This window comes from Haematospirillum sp. H4485 (genome assembly GCF_012102745.1).
GTDB lineage: Bacteria > Pseudomonadota > Alphaproteobacteria > Rhodospirillales > Rhodospirillaceae > Haematospirillum.
Genome location: NZ_JAAVSY010000008.1, coordinates 18424 through 36560 on the forward strand (window position 1 = coordinate 18424; position 18137 = coordinate 36560).

Annotated in this window: 15 protein-coding genes; 10 read left to right on the forward strand and 5 right to left on the reverse strand. The window is 59.0% G+C overall.

The window, feature by feature from the left end; all coding sequences use genetic code 11:
- Window positions 1–3: 3 nt before the first annotated feature.
- On the reverse strand, window positions 4–2289 hold the full coding sequence (locus HEQ61_RS07245; protein ID WP_168020590.1) for an NADP-dependent malic enzyme: 2286 nt from the start codon (window positions 2287–2289) through the stop codon (window positions 4–6).
- Window positions 2290–2320: 31 nt separating this feature from the next.
- Window positions 2321–2971, reverse strand: coding sequence for a hypothetical protein (locus tag HEQ61_RS07250; protein WP_322099218.1), 651 nt, complete (start codon window positions 2969–2971; stop codon window positions 2321–2323).
- Window positions 2972–3153: 182 nt separating this feature from the next.
- On the opposite strand from HEQ61_RS07250, the gene mutS reads away from it, so the two are divergent.
- Entirely contained in the window at window positions 3154–5796 is a 2643-nt protein-coding gene (gene mutS, locus HEQ61_RS07255) for a DNA mismatch repair protein MutS (protein ID WP_168020623.1), read from the forward strand.
- Here the strand turns inward: mutS and rimI are convergent.
- The 3 genes from rimI to ddpX are packed head-to-tail and all read right to left on the reverse strand — an operon-like array spanning window position 5720 to window position 7516.
- Window positions 5720–6244, reverse strand: coding sequence for a ribosomal protein S18-alanine N-acetyltransferase (rimI, locus tag HEQ61_RS07260; RefSeq protein WP_209315679.1), 525 nt, complete (start codon window positions 6242–6244; stop codon window positions 5720–5722). The genes mutS and rimI overlap by 77 nt on opposite strands.
- A complete protein-coding gene (gene tsaB / locus HEQ61_RS07265) occupies window positions 6241–6957 on the reverse strand; it encodes a tRNA (adenosine(37)-N6)-threonylcarbamoyltransferase complex dimerization subunit type 1 TsaB (protein ID WP_168020589.1) in 717 nt (238 codons plus the stop codon). Before tsaB ends, rimI begins: the two co-directional genes overlap by 4 nt.
- On the reverse strand, window positions 6938–7516 hold the full coding sequence (gene ddpX, locus HEQ61_RS07270; RefSeq protein WP_168020588.1) for a D-alanyl-D-alanine dipeptidase: 579 nt from the start codon (window positions 7514–7516) through the stop codon (window positions 6938–6940). The genes tsaB and ddpX overlap by 20 nt, the downstream gene beginning before the upstream one ends.
- Before the next feature lie 159 nt (window positions 7517–7675).
- On the opposite strand from ddpX, the gene lepA reads away from it, so the two are divergent.
- From lepA to trmB, 9 genes are all read left to right on the forward strand, one after another.
- On the forward strand, window positions 7676–9481 hold the full coding sequence (gene lepA, locus HEQ61_RS07275) for a translation elongation factor 4 (RefSeq protein ID WP_168020620.1): 1806 nt from the start codon (window positions 7676–7678) through the stop codon (window positions 9479–9481).
- Window positions 9482–9511: 30 nt separating this feature from the next.
- Entirely contained in the window at window positions 9512–10951 is a 1440-nt protein-coding gene (miaB, locus tag HEQ61_RS07280; RefSeq protein WP_168020587.1) for a tRNA (N6-isopentenyl adenosine(37)-C2)-methylthiotransferase MiaB, read from the forward strand.
- Between the two features lie 8 nt (window positions 10952–10959).
- Window positions 10960–12003, forward strand: coding sequence for a PhoH family protein (locus HEQ61_RS07285; RefSeq protein ID WP_168020586.1), 1044 nt, complete (start codon window positions 10960–10962; stop codon window positions 12001–12003).
- Entirely contained in the window at window positions 11984–12541 is a 558-nt protein-coding gene (gene ybeY, locus HEQ61_RS07290; RefSeq protein ID WP_322099219.1) for an rRNA maturation RNase YbeY, read from the forward strand. The genes HEQ61_RS07285 and ybeY overlap by 20 nt, the downstream gene beginning before the upstream one ends.
- Window positions 12538–13437: a hemolysin family protein gene (locus HEQ61_RS07295; RefSeq protein WP_168020585.1), complete on the forward strand. Its 900-nt coding sequence runs from the start codon at window positions 12538–12540 to the stop codon at window positions 13435–13437. The genes ybeY and HEQ61_RS07295 overlap by 4 nt, the downstream gene beginning before the upstream one ends.
- Before the next feature lie 6 nt (window positions 13438–13443).
- Window positions 13444–15057, forward strand: coding sequence for an apolipoprotein N-acyltransferase (gene lnt / locus HEQ61_RS07300; RefSeq protein WP_168020584.1), 1614 nt, complete (start codon window positions 13444–13446; stop codon window positions 15055–15057).
- 343 nt (window positions 15058–15400) lie between these two features.
- Window positions 15401–15943, forward strand: a complete 543-nt coding sequence (locus HEQ61_RS07305) for a helix-turn-helix domain-containing protein (RefSeq protein ID WP_245183186.1) — start codon at window positions 15401–15403, stop codon at window positions 15941–15943.
- 230 nt (window positions 15944–16173) lie between these two features.
- A complete protein-coding gene (gene metK, locus HEQ61_RS07310) occupies window positions 16174–17343 on the forward strand; it encodes a methionine adenosyltransferase (protein WP_066133841.1) in 1170 nt (389 codons plus the stop codon).
- Between the two features lie 13 nt (window positions 17344–17356).
- The gene (trmB, locus tag HEQ61_RS07315; RefSeq protein WP_245183187.1) at window positions 17357–18109 is read left to right on the forward strand and encodes a tRNA (guanine(46)-N(7))-methyltransferase TrmB; all 753 of its coding nucleotides are present in this window, start codon (window positions 17357–17359) and stop codon (window positions 18107–18109) included.
- The last annotated feature ends 28 nt before the right edge of the window (window positions 18110–18137 follow it).

Genomic DNA, 18137 nt, shown 5'->3' on the forward strand with positions numbered 1-18137 from the left:
CGCTCAACGGCGCAGGGAATCGTGAACGGCCAGAACCGCCATCGTCACCAGATCAGAGACGTTGGCGTCCAGGTGCACAATCTGTACCGGCGCATCCAGGCCAATCATCATTGGACCGATGACCGTCGCTCCACCCATCTTGTCCATCAGCTTGTAGGCCACATTGGCTGAATGCTGTCCGGGCATGACCAGAATATTCGCCGGCCCTGACAGACGGCAGAACGGGTATACTTTCATCAGCTCGCTGTCCAGGGCCACGTTGGCCCCAAGGTCGCCGTCGTACTCAAAGTCGACATCCCGTGCATCCAGAAGACGGACCGCATCACGAACACGGGCCGTATCCGGCCCCATCGGGCTGCCGAACGTGGAATAACTGACCAGGGCCACCCTTGGCTCATGCCCCATCTGCCGCACCCTGGCCGCTGCACCGACGGCAATGTCGGCCAGCTCCTCCGCCGAGGGCGTTTCGTGAATGGTGGTATCGGCAATAAACACTGTCCGGCCACGCGACAGCATGATTGTCATCCCGAAGATACGGGATCCCGGCTTGGGATCCACAACTTTTAAAAGCCCCTTGAGAACACTTCCATGGGTACGGGTCAGGCCGGTCACCATGGCATCGGCATCCCCCAGGCAGACCATACAGGCCCCGAACACGTTCCGGTCCTGATTGACCAGACGCAGGCAGTCCCGCCACAACAGCCCGCGCCGCTGCATCCGACTGTACACATGGTCCGCGTAATAATGGTTCCGCTCCGACAGGGCGGCGTTATGGATTTCCACCCCCTCCAGGGCATCGGCATCCAGTCCAAGGCTGCTGACTGTGGCGGCAATCCGTTCCTTGCGGCCAACCAGAACCGGATACCCATAACCGGCATTCCGGAATGCGAGAGCCGCACGGATTGCTTTTTCTTCCTCACCTTCGGCAAAGACAACCCGGCATGAGCGAGCGGCCACTTCGGCAAAAATCGCCTGCATGGACCCGACCATGGGGTTGAGACGTGCAGCAAGGGCGCTCCGGTATGCGTCCATATCCTCGATCGGACGACGGGCAACCCCGCTATCCATAGCCGCCTTTGCCACCACGGGGGGAATGGTCGATACAAGTCGGGGATCAAAGGGAACCGGGATCAGATATTCAGGCCCGAACTGAAGCCGCCGACCGGAATAGGCCGCCGCCACCTCATCGGGGACATCCTCGCGCGCCATGGCGGCCAAAGCCTTGGCACAGGCAATCTTCATTTCCTCGTTGATGGTACGGGCCCGCACATCCAGGGCGCCGCGAAAGATATAGGGGAATCCAAGCACATTGTTGATCTGATTCGGGTAATCCGATCGCCCGGTTGCAACAATCGCATCGGTCCGCACTGCATACACCTCTTCCGGTGTGACCTCCGGATCCGGGTTGGCCATAGCGAAAACAATCGGGCGTGCCGCCATGGATTCCAGCATGGTCGGCGTGACGACCCCCTTGACCGATACCCCCAGAAAGACGTCTGCCCCCTCCATGGCCTCGGCCAGCGTGCGGGCCGGCGTCTGGATGGCATGAGCGGATTTCCACTGGTTCATGCCTTCGGTCCGCCCCACGTACACAACACCCTTGGTATCACACAGGGTGACATGCTCGTGACGCACGCCGATGGCCTTGATCAGTTCGACACAGGCAATCCCGGCGGCCCCGGCCCCGTTGACAACAATCCGTACCTCGTTCAGCTGGCGACCGGTCAACTTGCAGGCATTGATCAGCCCGGCCGCCGCAATGATTGCGGTGCCATGCTGGTCGTCATGAAAAACCGGAATGTCCATGATCTCGCGCAGTTGCTGCTCGATGATGAAACACTCCGGGGCCTTGATATCCTCAAGATTGATGCCGCCAAAACTGGGACCCAAGAAACGAACGCAGTTGATAAATTCGTTCACATCATGCGTATCGACCTCAAGATCGATGGAATCCACATCGGCAAATTTCTTGAACAGAACCGCCTTGCCTTCCATCACCGGCTTACCGGCCAGAGCGCCGATATCACCAAGCCCAAGAACGGCGGTACCATTGGAAATAACGGCAACCAGATTGCCCTTTGTCGTATAATCGTACGCTAGGGACGGATCCCGGGCAATCTCGCGGCAAGGCGCGGCAACACCGGGACTGTAGGCCAAGGACAAGTCTCGCTGGGTGGTCAGCGGCTTGGTCGGTACGATCTCGATCTTGCCCGGACGACCCGATGCATGCATGGCCAGGGCATCCCGCTCCAGCGTCGCCCGGAATGACTTGTCACCTTTTTCCCCCATGACCCCCGTCCTGCCCCTTGTTCCTGCCCGCCTAATCCACGGCAGGCACCTGTTCATGAACAGCCAGGGCACGGGCCCCGTGTTCCATCAAAACCAGACGCGCTTTTTCCTCGTCCCCCGGATCGGTCAGCAAAACCCATAGCAGAAGCTCGCCATTGGCTACAGCACAGGCATAATCGTCTGCATCGGGAAGAGCATCATATTCCTCAAATGCTTCCTTGAGAGCTGCCAGACCAACACCCGCCGCCGCCAGAATACCAACCAGGGCCACACCCGGACTTCCCGCCAAAGCAATCAACGTACCTGCAACAACAGGAACTTCGTAGCGGGTTTCAGCCAACAGCGGCAGAAGCCGGTCCTGCCAGGACTGTTCACCCCGCCCCATGGCCCCGACAGCATCGTGCCCGGCAAGAACAGAGAGATCCGTGCGCACAAATCCGACTTTCAGCAGTGCACGAATGCATGTCTCCAGCGCATCGGGCGTTGGCAGGATGCCAACCAGCTCGCGTACAGGGGTGACCGTGTCCGATGGGCGCGAAACCAAGACCAATAATCCTTGCTGGACAGAACGGGGCGAAGAACGACACAGCCATAGTGCCCGCCAGCCGACAGGATGCCCAGCGTATTTTACAACGGCGATACGGCGTACACAGAGTTTCCCCGTCACGGGCTTTGTATGCACATCGTGCAGTCCGGCACTGGCAAGACATCGGGAATGCCGTTATGGTCACCAGCAGTTTTCCCGCCAAACATAGTTTCCAGGGTTGTTCCGTGACCGACGCCGATCTTTTGCCCGCCTGCTCCCTTTCCGGAACCACACCCGCCGATACAACGGCTGCATCCATACCGGAAACAACAACTCCGATGATGCGACAGTACCTGTCGATCAAGGCCGAACACGAAGACTGCCTTCTGTTCTACAGGATGGGCGATTTCTACGAACTGTTCTTCCACGATGCCGAACAGGCCGCCGAGGCGCTGGACATTGCCCTGACCGCACGTGGGCAGCATATGGGACAACCGATCCCGATGTGCGGAGTACCGGTGCATAGCCACGAGGCCTATCTGGCCAAATTGATCCGCAAGGGCTTCCGGGTGGCGGTCTGTGAACAGACAGAAGATCCGGCCGAAGCCCGCAAGCGCGGGGCCAAAAGTCTGGTCCGGCGCGAGGCTGTACGCATCATCACCCCCGGCACCCTGACCGAGGACTCCCTGCTTGATGCCCGAAGCCACAACTATCTGGCAGCCATCGCCGAAAGTGGGGGCTGTCTGGGGCTGTCGTGGGTTGATGTATCGACCGGTGATTTCCAGACCCAGCCGGTCGGGCCGGGAACACTGGGCATGGCACTGGCCCGCCTGTCTCCGGGTGAAATTCTGGTCCCCGACCGCCTGACCACGCGCGAGGATACAGCACCCGTCCTTGCAGAGTGGCGCAACATCCTGTCACCCCTTCCCGGCTCACGCTTTGACAGCGCCAATGGACAAAAGCGTCTGGAAGCCCTGTTCGGTCTGCGCGGCCTGGACGGACTGGGAAGCTTCAGTCGCGGCGAAATTGCTGCGGCCGGGGCCCTTGTGGACTATATCGAACTGACCCAGAAAGGCCGTCTGCCGCGCCTCTCGCCGCTCCGGCGCCTGGCCGAGAACGCGGTGATGGGGATTGACGCGGCGACCCGTCGCAATCTGGAACTGACCCAGACCATGGGCGGGGAAAGGCGGGGAAGTCTTCTGGCCACGATTGACAGAACGGTTACCGGCCCCGGGGCACGGCTTCTGGTCTCGTGGCTGTCTGCCCCCCTAACAGACATCCGTGCCATCAATGACCGTCTGGATGCCGTCGAAACCTGCACCGGGCACGATACCCTGCGCACCACCCTGCGTGAGGCCCTGCGCCGTTGTCCGGATGTGGAGCGCGCCCTGTCCCGCCTGTCCCTTGGCCGGGGTGGGCCACGCGATCTGGCCAACATCCGCGATACCTTGGCCCAGATTCCGGGCATCCGGGTCCTGTTGCGCAGTCAGGTATCACCCCCACAAGGCAGCCTTCTGGATACCCTGTGCATCAATCTGGGAACACACGATACCCTTGCCGACACCCTGAACCGGGCACTGGGGGCTGATCTGCCGCTTCTGGTCCGCGACGGTGGCTTTATTGCCCCGGGCTGGAACCCTGTCCTGGACGAACTGAGGGGGCTGCGCGACGAAAGCCGGCGCCTGATTGCCGCCCTGCAAAACACCTATGTTCATTCCACCGGAATTGACAGCCTGAAGATCAAGCACAACAACGTGCTCGGCTACTTTATCGAGGTACCCGCCAAGCGGGCCGAAACAATGATGGACCGCGAGGGGCCATTCATCCACCGCCAGACCATGTCCAATGCCGTCCGCTTTACCACGGTGGAGCTTTCGGACCTGGAAGACCGGATCCGCGGTGCCGGCGAGAAGGCCCTGGCCATGGAATGCGACCTGTTCCGGACCTTGGCCGAGGAAACCCTGGCCCGCGCCACCGACATTGCCGCAGCCGGGGCGGCCCTGGCAACACTGGACGTTGTGTCCGGTCTGGGAGAACTGGCTGTTGAACGTCGCTACACACGCCCCGTGATGCTGGATGATACCAGCCTTGACATTCAGGGCGGGCGCCATCCGGTCGTGGAAACCGCGCTGGAGAAGGCCGGAGAGTCCTCTTTTGTGGCAAACAACTGCTGCCTTTCAGACGGACAGCGCCTGTGGCTGATTACCGGCCCGAACATGGCGGGTAAGTCAACCTTCCTGCGCCAGAATGCCCTGATTGTGCTGCTGGCACAAACCGGCAGCTTTGTCCCCGCCTCACACGCCCGGATCGGCGTGGTGGACCGCCTCTTCAGCCGGGTGGGGGCAGCCGATGACCTTGCACGCGGACGCTCCACCTTCATGGTCGAAATGGTGGAAACGGCTGCCATCCTGAACCAGGCCACGCCGCGCTCCTTGGTTATCCTGGATGAAATCGGGCGCGGAACCGCCACCTTCGACGGCCTGTCCATCGCCTGGGCCACCGTGGAGAACCTTCACGATATCAACCGGTGCCGGGCCCTGTTTGCCACCCACTATCATGAGCTGACCACCTTGACCAAACGGCTTGACCAGCTGTCCTGCCATTCGATGAAGGTCCGGGAATGGAAAGGGTCTATCGTCTTCCTGCACGAGATTGCACAAGGTGCCGCCGACCGCTCCTATGGTATTCATGTTGCCCGCTTGGCCGGACTGCCTGCTGCCGTGATCCAGAGGGCCGGAGAGGTTCTGGAGAGTCTGGAAAAAACAAATCAGGGTGGATTGGCTGCAGGCCTGACCGATGATCTGCCCCTGTTCTCTGCAGCCCGACGCCAGGAACGGTACCCCGAGCCAGAACCGGACCCCGTACCAGTTCCGGTGCCACCGGTCCTGAGCGCCCTGGAGACCCTTAACCCGGATGATCTGACCCCGCGTCAGGCCCTGGAGGAACTCTATCGCCTGCGAGCCCTTCTGGCACAAGCCTGAGCCCCATGACCACAGCATTTTCACGGCTGCCGTCCTCAAGGAGATAATACCCTGAACGGCAGCCAATCGTTTCGTAACGCAGGGCCTGGTAAAGGGTCCGGGCTGCGGCATTGCTCTCTGCCACCTCCAAAAAGACCTTTTGCGCACCACGTGTACCCGCTTCGACCTGACAAGCCTTCAGAAGGGTGATGGCAATGCCGCGGCGACGATAATCCGGATCAACAGCCAGAGTCAGAACTTCAGCCTCCCCCGCCATAGCACGGAACAGGGCAAAACCCGCCGGCTGCTCTCCCGCTACAGCCAGACGACCAAAAACAATACTGGTCTCCAGCATCTGCCGAAAATCTACGGCCAGCCACGGGCGGGCAAAAGCACGGGCATGCACGGCGGCAAGGACATCCGCATAGACCGGCGTTAAGGGAAGCAGGGAAATGGCCCCATCCATCATGGAGCCGGAGCACCGGGACGGAGCTGCCCGCCATTAGCTGGTATGGCGGCATCAGGCGGACGGACATACAGCGCGGAGGGTACAGCGTCCCCGTCCTGCAGCACCGCCCCTGCCGCCAGAGCAGCCACAACAGCCGGATCGGGCCAAGGGACAGCAGGTCCTGCAAGAAGAGTTCCGGCATGCACCAGGGGATCAACAAGCCCTGAGGCATCACCGCACACCAGCGGAACCGACGATCCCACACCCGCCCGCTGCATAAAGGCCCCGAGATCGGAAGCCGCCACAACCTCCGGCCCGGCAAGAGACACCAGGTCGGAAGCCCGGAACAGCTCGGCATACATATCCCCACGTCGGGTATCGATGGCAACCAGAATGGAACCGGCCGTCGCCCGTACCGCATCCGGAAGGGATGCAGCCCAGGCACGGGTTGCTGTGACCCCGGCTACCGGAACACCCGTCGCAAGACGCAAGGCCCGGGCTGTCGCCAGCCCGACACGCAGGCCGGTAAAAGACCCCGGCCCGACCGTAACACCGATACGGTCCAGACTGTCCCAGTCAAGACCGACCTCGTCCCGCAAACGGGCCAGCAGTGGAACCAGGGCTTCGGCATGACCATGCATCATCGGCATACTGTCCCCGGCCAGAACACGCCCGTCTTCCCACAGGCAGGCCGAACATGCGGCAACAGAGGTATCAAGGGCAAGAATACGCATGGTGCGGCATCATCCGTGTTTGAAAGACCATGTCATCAAGAAGCGGCCAACGCCCGGGGGAAGGAAGATTATAATGCCACCACTCCGTCTCCAGGTGCTCGAACCCGGCCAGACGCATAAGGCCAAGCAAGGTCAGCCGGTTACGCTGGACCGTGGCAGACAGGGTTGTAACCCCATGGTGGGAGTCCGGGGTGAAATCATCAAACGGGGTCCCCATCCCCATGTCCAGTGCCACCCCGGTCGCGGCATCAAGCAGGGTCAGGTCCACCGCTACCCCGCGACTGTGGGTGGAACCAACGGCCGGGTCGGCCACAAATTCGGGGTTCGGGAAAAAATTCCACAGGATTTTCTGGGCTTCCGTCGGACGGAACGCATCAAAAACACAAAGCCGCAGCCCCTGTCCCATGGCCAAGGCAGCCGCACGGTCCAAAGCCTGCGCGGCCTCTGGCACAAGGAAACAGGCCGCCCGCGCATAAACAGGCGCACCGGTAAAATTCTTGCCCGTGGCATAGGCGATATCCAGCACAAGGCCGGAACCTGATGAGATTTCGACAAGCATAGCCGGACCATGTCTCTTGAAAAGGCTGCCAAGCCCGCCACCATACGTCCGTTTTACGGGTTACGGAAGCACAGAAACAGGCCCACATGTTCTGAAGGATTGCCCGCAGCCCACTTTGGCCCTATGGTCGCGCCCAAAGGATTCACTTCGACGACGGCCATGACCGACCTAAGCCATATTCGCAATTTCTCCATCATTGCGCACATCGACCACGGCAAATCCACCCTTGCCGATCGCCTGATCCAGCTTTGCGGCGGACTGACCGACCGCGAAATGAAGGAACAGGTTCTTGATTCCATGGATATCGAGCGTGAGCGCGGCATCACCATCAAGGCCCAGACCGTCCGCCTGACCTACAAGGCCAAGGACGGGCAGACCTATGAGCTGAACCTGATGGACACGCCGGGCCACGTGGACTTCGCCTACGAAGTCAGCCGGTCACTGGCCGCCTGCGAAGGATCGCTGCTGGTTGTCGATGCCTCGCAGGGGGTAGAGGCCCAGACACTGGCCAATGTCTACCAGGCCATTGATGCCAATCACGAAATTGTGCCGGTCCTGAACAAGATTGACCTGCCGGCGGCAGAGCCGGAACGGGTCCGTACCCAGATCGAGGATGTGATCGGGATCCCTGCCGACGATGCCGTGGAAATTTCAGCCAAGACAGGCCTGAATATTCCGGCCGTTCTGGAGGCCGTTGTAACCCGCCTGCCCTCCCCGCAAGGGAACGTGGATGCCTTGTTGCAGGCTCTTCTGGTCGACAGCTGGTACGATCCGTATCTCGGGGTTGTCATTCTTGTACGCATCAAGGAAGGACGCCTGAAAAAAGGCATGAAAATCCGCATGATGCAAACCGGTGCCGCCTATCAGGTGGACCGCTGCGGTGTCTTCACCCCCAAGATGACCGAACTGCCGGAACTCAGCGCCGGACAGGTTGGGTTTATCATGGCCGGAATCAAGACAGTGGCCGACACACAGGTCGGTGACACCATCACCGATGATGCCAAACCGGCTTCCTCTCCCTTACCCGGGTTCAAGCCATCCATTCCCGTGGTATGGTGCGGCCTATTCCCGGTAGACAGCTCCCAGTACGAACATCTGCGCGACAGTCTTTCAAAGTTGAGGCTGAATGATTCCAGCTTTGACTATCAGCCGGAAAATTCGGCAGCGCTTGGATTCGGATTCCGGTGTGGTTTCCTTGGCCTTCTGCACATGGAAATTATTCAGGAACGTCTGGATCGTGAGTTTGATCTGGACCTGATCACCACGGCACCATCCGTCGTGTACCGGATGCACCTGACAGACGGATCGCTCAAAGAACTTCACAATCCGGCCGACTTTCCGGATCCGGTCAAGATTGACCGCGTGGAGGAACCCTGGGTCAAGGCAACAATCATGGTTCCGGATGACTATCTGGGATCCGTCCTCAGCCTGTGCAGCGAACGCCGGGGCGTGCAGCTGGACCTGACCTACGTCGGGAACCGGGCCATGGCCGTTTATCGCCTGCCCCTGAACGAAATTGTCTTTGACTTCTATGACCGGCTGAAATCCCTTTCCAAGGGATACGCCAGCTTCGACTACGAAGTGGATGAGTATATCGAGGGCGACCTGGTCAAGATCGGCATTTTGGTCAACAACGAACCGGTAGATGCCCTGGCCTTCATGGCGCACCGCAGTCAGGCTGAATACCGTGGGCGGCAAATCTGTGAACGCCTGAAAGACCTGATTCCCAAGCACTTGTTCAAGATCCCGATCCAGGCAGCCATCGGCGGGCGGGTGATTGCCCGCGAAACCATCAGTGCCATGCGCAAGGATGTGACGGCCAAGTGCTATGGCGGCGATATCAGCCGCAAGAAGAAGCTGCTGGAAAAGCAGAAAGAAGGCAAGAAGCGGATGCGCCAGTTCGGCAAGGTGGAAATTCCGCAGAACGCCTTTATCGAGGCCCTGCGCATGGGCGAACAACGATAGGCAGGAACACCGGGAATACCGGCAGGAACCATGACGGCGCTACGCAAGAAAAAGCTGTTTATACGCACCTACGGGTGCCAGATGAACGTCTACGACTCAGCCCGTATGACCGATGTTCTGGCGCCCCTTGGGTATGAACCGACGGAAGACCAGGCCCAGGCGGATATGGTGGTTCTGAACACCTGCCACATCCGCGAAAAGGCATCGGAGAAGGTTTTCTCCGAACTCGGGCGGCTGCGTGAACAGCAGGAGGGAAACCGGGAACAGGGGCGCGACCTGATCATTGCTGTTGCCGGCTGTGTCGCCCAGGCCGAAGGCCAGGTGATCATGGACCGTTCGCCGTGGGTGGATATTGTGCTGGGACCGCAGACCTATCACCGTCTGCCGGAAATGGTCGCCCGGGCTGAACGGGCCGCCGCACGGGACGATCGCAGATACACCACAAACGAGCGACGGCTGCGGGGCCTTGGCATCCTCGACACTGAATTCCCGGCCGAGCCGAAGTTCGACCACTTGCCAATGCCTACGGCACAGGGCCCCTCGGCCTTTTTGTCCGTACAGGAAGGCTGTGACAAGTTCTGCACGTTCTGTGTTGTTCCCTACACGCGTGGTGCCGAGTATTCACGCCCGGCATCCGATATCCTGGCCGAAGCGCGCAAGCTGGTCTCTGATGGCGCGCGGGAGCTGACACTGCTGGGACAAAACGTCAATGCCTACCATGGCAATGCCGCACAGGGCACCGGCACATGGGGTCTGGGGCGGTTGATCCGTGCGCTGGCCGATATCAACGGTCTGGACCGGATCCGCTATACCACAAGCCATCCCAGGGACCTTGATGATGAGCTGATTGCCGCTCACGCCGATATTCCCCAGTTGATGCCCTTCCTGCATCTGCCGGTCCAGTCCGGGTCTGACAAAATCCTGCGGGCCATGAATCGTGGCCACACGGGAGCCGAATACCGGGCCAAGGTTGATCGCCTGCGAACAGCGGTACCTGGTCTGGTCCTGTCCTCGGACTTTATTGTCGGCTTCCCGCATGAAAGCGATTCCGATTTTGCCGATACCATGGTCCTGGTGCGCGATATCGGCTTTATCCAGGCCTATTCGTTCAAATACTCCCCCCGCCCCGGCACACCGGCCTCTGCCATGGAATCCCAGGTACCGGAACCTGTGAAGAGCGAGCGCCTGGCCATTCTTCAGGAAGAGTTGATGCGCCAGCAGAATGCCTTCAACCAATCCTGTATTGGCAAAACAATGGCTGTCCTTCTGGATCGTCCGGGACGTCAGCCCGGACAATTGGTCGGACGCAGCCCGTTTATGCAACCCGTTCATGTTCCAGCCGAAGCCGGAGCCATTGGCGATATTGTGCACGTGCGAATAAATTCGTGCAGCGCAACAAGCATGGCCGCCATTCCTGTGGGGAAAACCGGTCACGATCCCTTGGCGACAGATCGCACCTGTCCGGTATAGAATTGGTAATGCACGGCTCGTTTCCCAAGACAGGGCACCCCCGTACAGGGTCCGGAAAACAAAGGAGGTTCCCGATTCGCATCAGCCTGACTTTTGCCGAGAACACCCTGCTGCCACTGGTGTACGGAGCGCATAACGTCAATCTTGAGCGTCTGGAGGGAAACTTGGGCGTGTCTGTGTCTCCCGTGGGCAATACCTTGACGCTGGAGGGACCGGACAAGGCCGTTGTATCAGCCCGTGCTGTCCTGGAATCACTGTACGAAGAGGCCCGTCGTGGCCACTCGATCGGCTTTGCCGAAGTGGATGCTGCCGTACGCATGCTGCCGGTTGATCCAGCCGCCGTCATTGGTGCCGAGGGCGTGGAAGACCTGACCATCCGCACCCGCAAGCGCCCGATCGTTCCACGCAGCCCCAATCAGGCGGAATACGTCCGCCTCATGCACCGTCACGAGATGGTCTTTGGGCTGGGGCCTGCCGGTACAGGCAAGACATACATGGCCGTTGCCATGGCGGTTGCCATGAAAATACAGGGACGGGTGAACCGTATCGTCCTGTCCCGCCCGGCAGTGGAAGCCGGTGAACGGCTGGGGTTCCTGCCCGGTGACATGCGGGAAAAGGTCGATCCCTATCTGCGCCCCCTGTACGATGCCCTGCACGACATGTTGCCCGGGGAACAGATCGCAAAAGCGATGGAAAGCCGGGAAATCGAGGTTGCGCCACTGGCCTTCATGCGGGGGCGCACATTGTCCGATGCCTTCGTCATTCTGGACGAAGCGCAGAACACCACACCAACCCAGATGAAAATGTTCCTGACCCGCCTGGGCGAAAACTCACGTATGGTCATTACAGGTGACCTGAGCCAGATTGACCTGCCCCGCGGGACGCAATCGGGCCTGAAGGAAGCCTGTGACATCCTGAACGGCGTTCCGGGAATCGGATTCCTGCGTTTTGACAGGAACGATGTCCTGCGCCACGAGCTGGTCAGCCGCATTGTGCACGCCTACGAACGCCGGGACCAGGAAAGCAACAGCCATGATACAGCCGGAAACTGAAACCATGACCCCGGCTCGGGACATATGCGGCACCGATGTGATGATACACCTTGACCTGCAGGACCCGCGCTGGGATGACCTTGTCCCGGGGTTGGCCGGATGTGTGGATCGCAGCATCAGGGCAACCTTGGAAGGAAGCGGAGAAACCGGGCTGTTCGAGGTCTCTGTCGTCCTTGCAGATGACAAGACTGTACAAGCCCTGAACCGCGATTACCGTGGCCAGGACAAGGCAACAAATGTGCTGTCGTTCGCCGTACGCGATACCGGAATGCCCGTTCCGCCCGACATACCCGAATCCTTGGGTGATATAATTCTTGCGTTTGAGACCACAGCCCGCGAGGCTGAGGAGCAGAGCAAAACCACGGAAGACCATTTCTGCCATCTTCTTGTCCACGGCATGCTGCATCTTCTGGGGTATGACCATATACAGGATGACGAAGCAGAAGAAATGGAAAGCCTGGAGACAGAGATCCTGACCGGCCTTGGCCTGCAGGATCCGTGGAGAGATGGACCAACAGGCCCAGTAGACGAAAGATGAACGACGATTCTTCCAGTAGAAAGCCCCGTGAGAACGGGGCAGATGAAGCCGGCTCCCTGATCCGCCTGTTAAGGCGGCTCCTTCCCGGTGCCAAACGCAAGGACGAGGCCGTAAGAGAAGCTCTCGAGGAGCTGATCGAAGATGATGATGCCGATTCCATCAACGGTCATGAACGCCTCCTCCTTGGAAATATCCTGCACCTGCGCGATGTCACAGCCTATGACATCATGGTGCCAAGGGCTGATATTACCGCCATCGAAGTGGATACCCCCCTGCGGGAAGTCGCAGACCTTGCCGGGCGATGGGGACATTCCCGCATCCCGGTATACAGGGAAACACTCGATGATGTGGTAGGCATGATCCATATCAAGGACATTCTGCCTGTCGTTGCGCGTGGGCAGGAACCGGAGTTACGTCACCTTGTCCGCAAGGTTATGTGCATATCACCGGCAACACGGGTTCTTGACCTGCTGGTGGACATGCGCCTGAAGCGGACCCACATGGCGATGGTCGTTGATGAATACGGCGGCATCGACGGCCTGGTGACAATCGAGGATCTGGTGGAGCAGATTGTCGGCGAGATCGAGGATGAACATGACAACGGCAGTGAACCGGAAATGATGCTTGCCGGGGATGGGAGCCTGACCGCCGATGCACGCGTCACGCTTGAAATGTTCGAGGATCGTTTCGGCACTCTGTTTTCCGCAGACGACAGGGAAGATACCGATACCTTGGGTGGGCTTGTCTTCCGCCTGGCCGGGCGCATTCCGCTGCGCGGGGAACTGATCGCACACGAGAGCGGTCTGGAATTCGAGGTTCTCGATGCAGACCCGCGCCGTATTCGTCGCTTGCGGATTCGGAACCTGCCCGCTCCTATCACTGCGGAAGAGGCCTGATCCCTGTTGGCACCTGAATCTTTGCGGGAACGTCTTGCCAGAATAGCCCTCTACCCAGCCCGTCTTTCCGTAATGCGGCAGCTGATGCTTGTTTTTGCGGCAGGCCTTGCATCAGCCCTGGCCTTGCCGCCTGTCTTCTTTCTTCCGGTTCTGTTTGTCTCGTTCCCGGTCCTGATACAGGTTCTGGACCATGCACATAGCCGCAGACATGCCTTTCTCATGGGATGGAGTTTCGGCTTCGGGCATTTCTGCGCCGGACTTTACTGGATATCCCATGCCCTGCTTCTGGATCCGGTACGGTTTGGCTGGATGGTCCCCCTTGCCGTTGGCGGCCTCTCCGCCCTTATGGCAACCTATATCGGTGCAGCAACAGCCCTTGTCCATGCCCTGCGCCTGAAAGGGCTGTCCTGCATTCTGGGCTTGGCATCCCTGTGGACTGTCATGGAGCTTCTGCGCGGCTGGCTGCTGACGGGTTTCCCCTGGAATCCTCTGGGCAGTGTGTGGACCGATACCCTCCCCGTTCTGCAAACTGCAGCGTGGATTGGCATCACCGGCCTTTCACTTGTCACCGTTGTCATGGCCTCGCTGCCAGTCATACTGCTCTATCCTGGTGGCCGATACGCCGTGGGAATCGGAGGGATCCTTTTTGCCGTTATGGTCGGAGCCGGGACGACACGCATACCGGAAGACCCTGCTCCATCTGTTCCCGGAGTCCGTCTGCGCCTTGTTCAACCCGCCATACCACAAACCCTGAAATGGCAGGAGGGAACGCGCATGGCAAACCTTGGGCAGTACATGACGCTGTCCATGGTACCGCCAGATCCAGATGATCCGGCACCAACACACGTTATCTGGGGCGAGACAGCCCTCCCGTGGGCTATAGATGGCGTAACCGATGCTGAACTCCGGTCAGCCCTGTCTGCCGTCCCGAAACAAGCCGCACACCACGGTGCCCACGCGCCGCTTCTTGTCACCGGCGCCATACGGCGAACGCCTCCGGGACAGGAACCTGCCCGGATCTGGAATTCCATGATCGCCGTTGATGCCAGCGGGTCCCTGCAAGACCCCTTTGACAAGGCGCACCTGGTTCCATTCGGGGAATATGTTCCGCTACGCTCCATCCTGCCCGTCGACAAGGTTACCCCGACACCGGGACACATGGACTATTCTGCCGGGGAAGGCCCCCGGACCCTGTCACTGCCCGGGCTACCACCCGTATCACCCTTGATCTGCTACGAGATCATCTTCCCCGGTGCGGTCACAGAACAGAACAAGCGGCCGGAGTGGATTCTCAATCTGACGAATGATGGGTGGTACGGCGTATCCACAGGACCCTATCAGCACTTGGCAACAGCCATTGGACGGGCCGTGGAAGAAGGGCTTCCCGTCGTTCGGGCTGCCAACACCGGAATATCGGCTGTTATTGATCCGTGGGGTCGGGTCATCACATCCCTTGACCTTGATACAGTTGGCTTTGTGGACAGTAACCTTCCTCTTGCCCTGCCAGAAACTGTTTATGGACGCTGGCACCACAGGATTCCCTTGTGGATCGCAACTCTTTTACTGTTTGCAGCACTTGCCCTGCGCGTACGTTTCAGTGGCCAACACATCTCACCCTGAGCACAGCCCAAAGCCGAAAACAGCACCGTATGCCAGGATCACCTTCAGGACATCACGTTGCCAATAGGCTGAAATGAAAGCTATTGTGACGTACACAAGTGATTGACGCGGCAAGATACGCAACCTATACAAGCAAAATGGTGACAAACTTTCTACGGTCGATCCTGCGGAATGACAGCCCTTGAATTGCCTTGCCGCTATCAACCCGGGAAACGCATAGCCTCAGAGCACACGGTCAGAAAAGCAAAACACAATGCAAAGACAGGTGCATGATCCGGTCGGGATCCGGATCCTGAGGCTACTGCCACCATACATCAGTGAGAGACACAAAAGAGTATACATCATGCACACTTCCAACAAATCATTGCGGGCCGCCCGGGGGCGCATGCCATCCGGTCAACCCAACCCAGTTGACGTTCACGTTGGCTCTCGCGTCCGCTTCCGCCGAACCGTGCTGGGCATGAGCCAGAGTACCCTGGCTGAAGAACTTGGACTGACATTCCAGCAAGTTCAAAAGTACGAACGCGGTGCCAACCGCATCAGTGCATCGCGCCTGTGGGATTTAAGTCTGATCCTGGACGTATCTATTGGCGAGTTTTTCAAGGATATGGCCCATGATACGGCCTGTCAGTCTCCACGCCACATCAACACAGCCAACAAGACAGATAATAATGGACAGCCTACAGACAATCAGAATACAGCCACACCAATTCACAACCGAGAGACTCTTGAGCTTGTGCGTGCTTTCAACCGTATTCACGAAGCAGTAGTGCGTCGTCGTATTTATGAACTGACTCGAACTCTTTCCGCCATATCTAGTGCAAACACATGCATTAATGATGAGGACATGATGTCAGAAAATGACCTGCTTACAGATAACAACTGAACAAAGCACCGCCTGAACACAAGGGAAACCCGCACAAGGCACGTGTATTAATACAGGTTACTTGCATATCAGGCGCCTTTCCGATACTTCCTGCCCAGCAGGAATGATCTGGCCATAAGGCGCCGGATTGCCGGACCGTGCTTGTGCGGTCACCCTTTTGCGAGCTGTTCCGTCAGGAATGGGGTGCAGTGGGGAGTGTGTGGTGTAACCCCTTGAGTGGAGTAAGGCCCGTGGCCCGGAACGAATATCTTTTCACCAGTGAGTCCGTGTCTGAAGGACACCCGGACAAGGTTTGCGACCGTATTTCGGACAGCATTGTCGATTTGTTTCTGACCTCGGATCCCTATGCGCGGGTTGCCGTGGAAACTCTTGCCACCACGAATTTCGTTGTCTTGGCCGGGGAAGTGCGCGGACCCGATCACCTGACCCATGAACATTTCCGTAAAGCCGCCCGCGAAGCCATAAAAGATATCGGCTACGAGCAGCATGGCTTCCACTGGAAGGATTGCGAGATTATTTCGCACATCCACAGCCAGTCTTCCGACATTGCCCAAGGCGTGGATGCGGCAGGCAACAAGGATGAAGGCGCCGGCGACCAAGGGATCATGTTCGGCTATGCCTGCACTGAAACGCCGGAACTTATGCCCGCCCCTATCCAGTTCTCCCACCGGATCCTGAAGTCCCTGGCCGAAGAACGTCATGGTGGCAACACCCTGCTGGGCCCGGACTCAAAGTCGCAGGTTACGCTGCGGTATGTTGACGGAAAGCCTGTGGGTGCCACATCTGTTGTCGTATCAACCCAGCACCACTTCAATGCGTCTTCCGAAGAAATCCGCGAACTGGTCCGTCGCCATGTCGTGTCGGTCCTGCCGGATGGCTGGATGTGCCCGGAAAGCGAGTTCTATGTCAACCCGACCGGACGTTTTGTCATCGGTGGCCCCGACGGGGACTGCGGTCTGACCGGTCGCAAGATTATTGTTGATACCTACGGCGGTGCCGCACCCCATGGCGGCGGGGCCTTCTCGGGCAAGGACCCGACAAAAGTGGATCGTTCGGCAGCTTATGCCACCCGCTATCTGGCAAAGAACGTCGTTGCTGCCGGATTGGCGGAAAAATGCCTGATCCAGGTTTCCTATGCCATCGGGGTGTCAAAGCCCCTGTCCCTTTACGTCAACACCTTTGGAACAGCCAAGGTTGACGAGGCAAAGATTGCCAAGGTCCTGCCGGACATGATGAATCTGAGCCCACGCGGAATCCGCGAGCATCTGGGCCTGAACCGTCCGATCTATGCTAGGACTGCGGCCTATGGCCACTTTGGCCGGACACCGGAAGCGGATGGTGGCTTCTCGTGGGAGAAAACAGACCTCGCCGATGCCCTGAAGGCTGAGTTCGGCGCCTGAGAATCCAGATCTGATGCAGAAAAGCGTTACCATTATGCACCCCGGGGACAGCGAGAACAAAAAGCACATGCGTGATTGCAAGCGCCGTCGCTTTTATGGTCGCCGCCATGGCAAGACCCTGCGCTCTGTCCAACGGGGGCTTATGGACACGCTTTTCCCCGAACTGGAAATTACCCGGCCCGGAACAGGGGAGCAGACGACCCTGCAAACCCTGTTCCGGCGTCCGGTCAAGGAAGTTTGGCTTGAAATCGGGTTCGGGGGTGGGGAGCACCTTGCTGCCCAGGCTGAATCCAGGCCGGATGTCGGGTTCATCGGGGCCGAGCCATTTGTAAACGGAATCGGCAAGCTTCTGTCGCATGTACAGTCCCGTAACCTGGACAACATCCGGATTTATGGGGATGACGTCCGCCCATGGCTGGATACTCTGCCAGATGCCTGCCTGGACCGTGTCTTTCTTCTGTTCCCCGATCCTTGGCCCAAAACCCGGCACCGGGAGCGGCGTTTCATCAACCCGTGGAACCTGGATCTCCTGGCCCGGGTCATGAAGGACAATGCTGTTTTGCGGGTTGCATCCGATGATCCAACCTACGTGAGACACACCCTTGCCGTAGCCCCGGTTCATCCCCTGTTCTGCTGGAATCCACAAAGACCGGCAGATTGGCGTATCCGCTGGGCTGATGCTGTCGAAAGTCGTTATGAAGCCAAGGCACACCGTGAAGGGCGCGTGCCCCACTACTTTACATTCCACCGTATCCCAAGGGGATAACCCCGGGCACAGCCTGTCCTGGTGCTGC

Bases quoted from the DNA above. Each gene is read 5' to 3' on its own strand.
- miaB (WP_168020587.1), top strand. From the start codon at position 9,512: ATGACGGCGCTACGCAAGAAAAAGCTGTTTATACGCACCTACGGGTGC.
- ybeY (WP_322099219.1), top strand. From the start codon at position 11,984: ATGATACAGCCGGAAACTGAAACCATGACCCCGGCTCGGGACATATGC.
- mutS (WP_168020623.1), top strand. From the start codon at position 3,154: ATGATGCGACAGTACCTGTCGATCAAGGCCGAACACGAAGACTGCCTT.
- HEQ61_RS07245 (WP_168020590.1), bottom strand. From the start codon at position 2,289: ATGGGGGAAAAAGGTGACAAGTCATTCCGGGCGACGCTGGAGCGGGAT.
- HEQ61_RS07285 (WP_168020586.1), top strand. From the start codon at position 10,960: ATGCACGGCTCGTTTCCCAAGACAGGGCACCCCCGTACAGGGTCCGGA.
- trmB (WP_245183187.1), top strand. From the start codon at position 17,357: ATGCAGAAAAGCGTTACCATTATGCACCCCGGGGACAGCGAGAACAAA.
- rimI (WP_209315679.1), bottom strand. From the start codon at position 6,244: ATGATGGATGGGGCCATTTCCCTGCTTCCCTTAACGCCGGTCTATGCG.
- HEQ61_RS07305 (WP_245183186.1), top strand. From the start codon at position 15,401: ATGCACACTTCCAACAAATCATTGCGGGCCGCCCGGGGGCGCATGCCA.
- HEQ61_RS07295 (WP_168020585.1), top strand. From the start codon at position 12,538: ATGAACGACGATTCTTCCAGTAGAAAGCCCCGTGAGAACGGGGCAGAT.
- ddpX (WP_168020588.1), bottom strand. From the start codon at position 7,516: ATGCTTGTCGAAATCTCATCAGGTTCCGGCCTTGTGCTGGATATCGCC.
- lepA (WP_168020620.1), top strand. From the start codon at position 7,676: ATGACCGACCTAAGCCATATTCGCAATTTCTCCATCATTGCGCACATC.
- tsaB (WP_168020589.1), bottom strand. From the start codon at position 6,957: ATGCGTATTCTTGCCCTTGATACCTCTGTTGCCGCATGTTCGGCCTGC.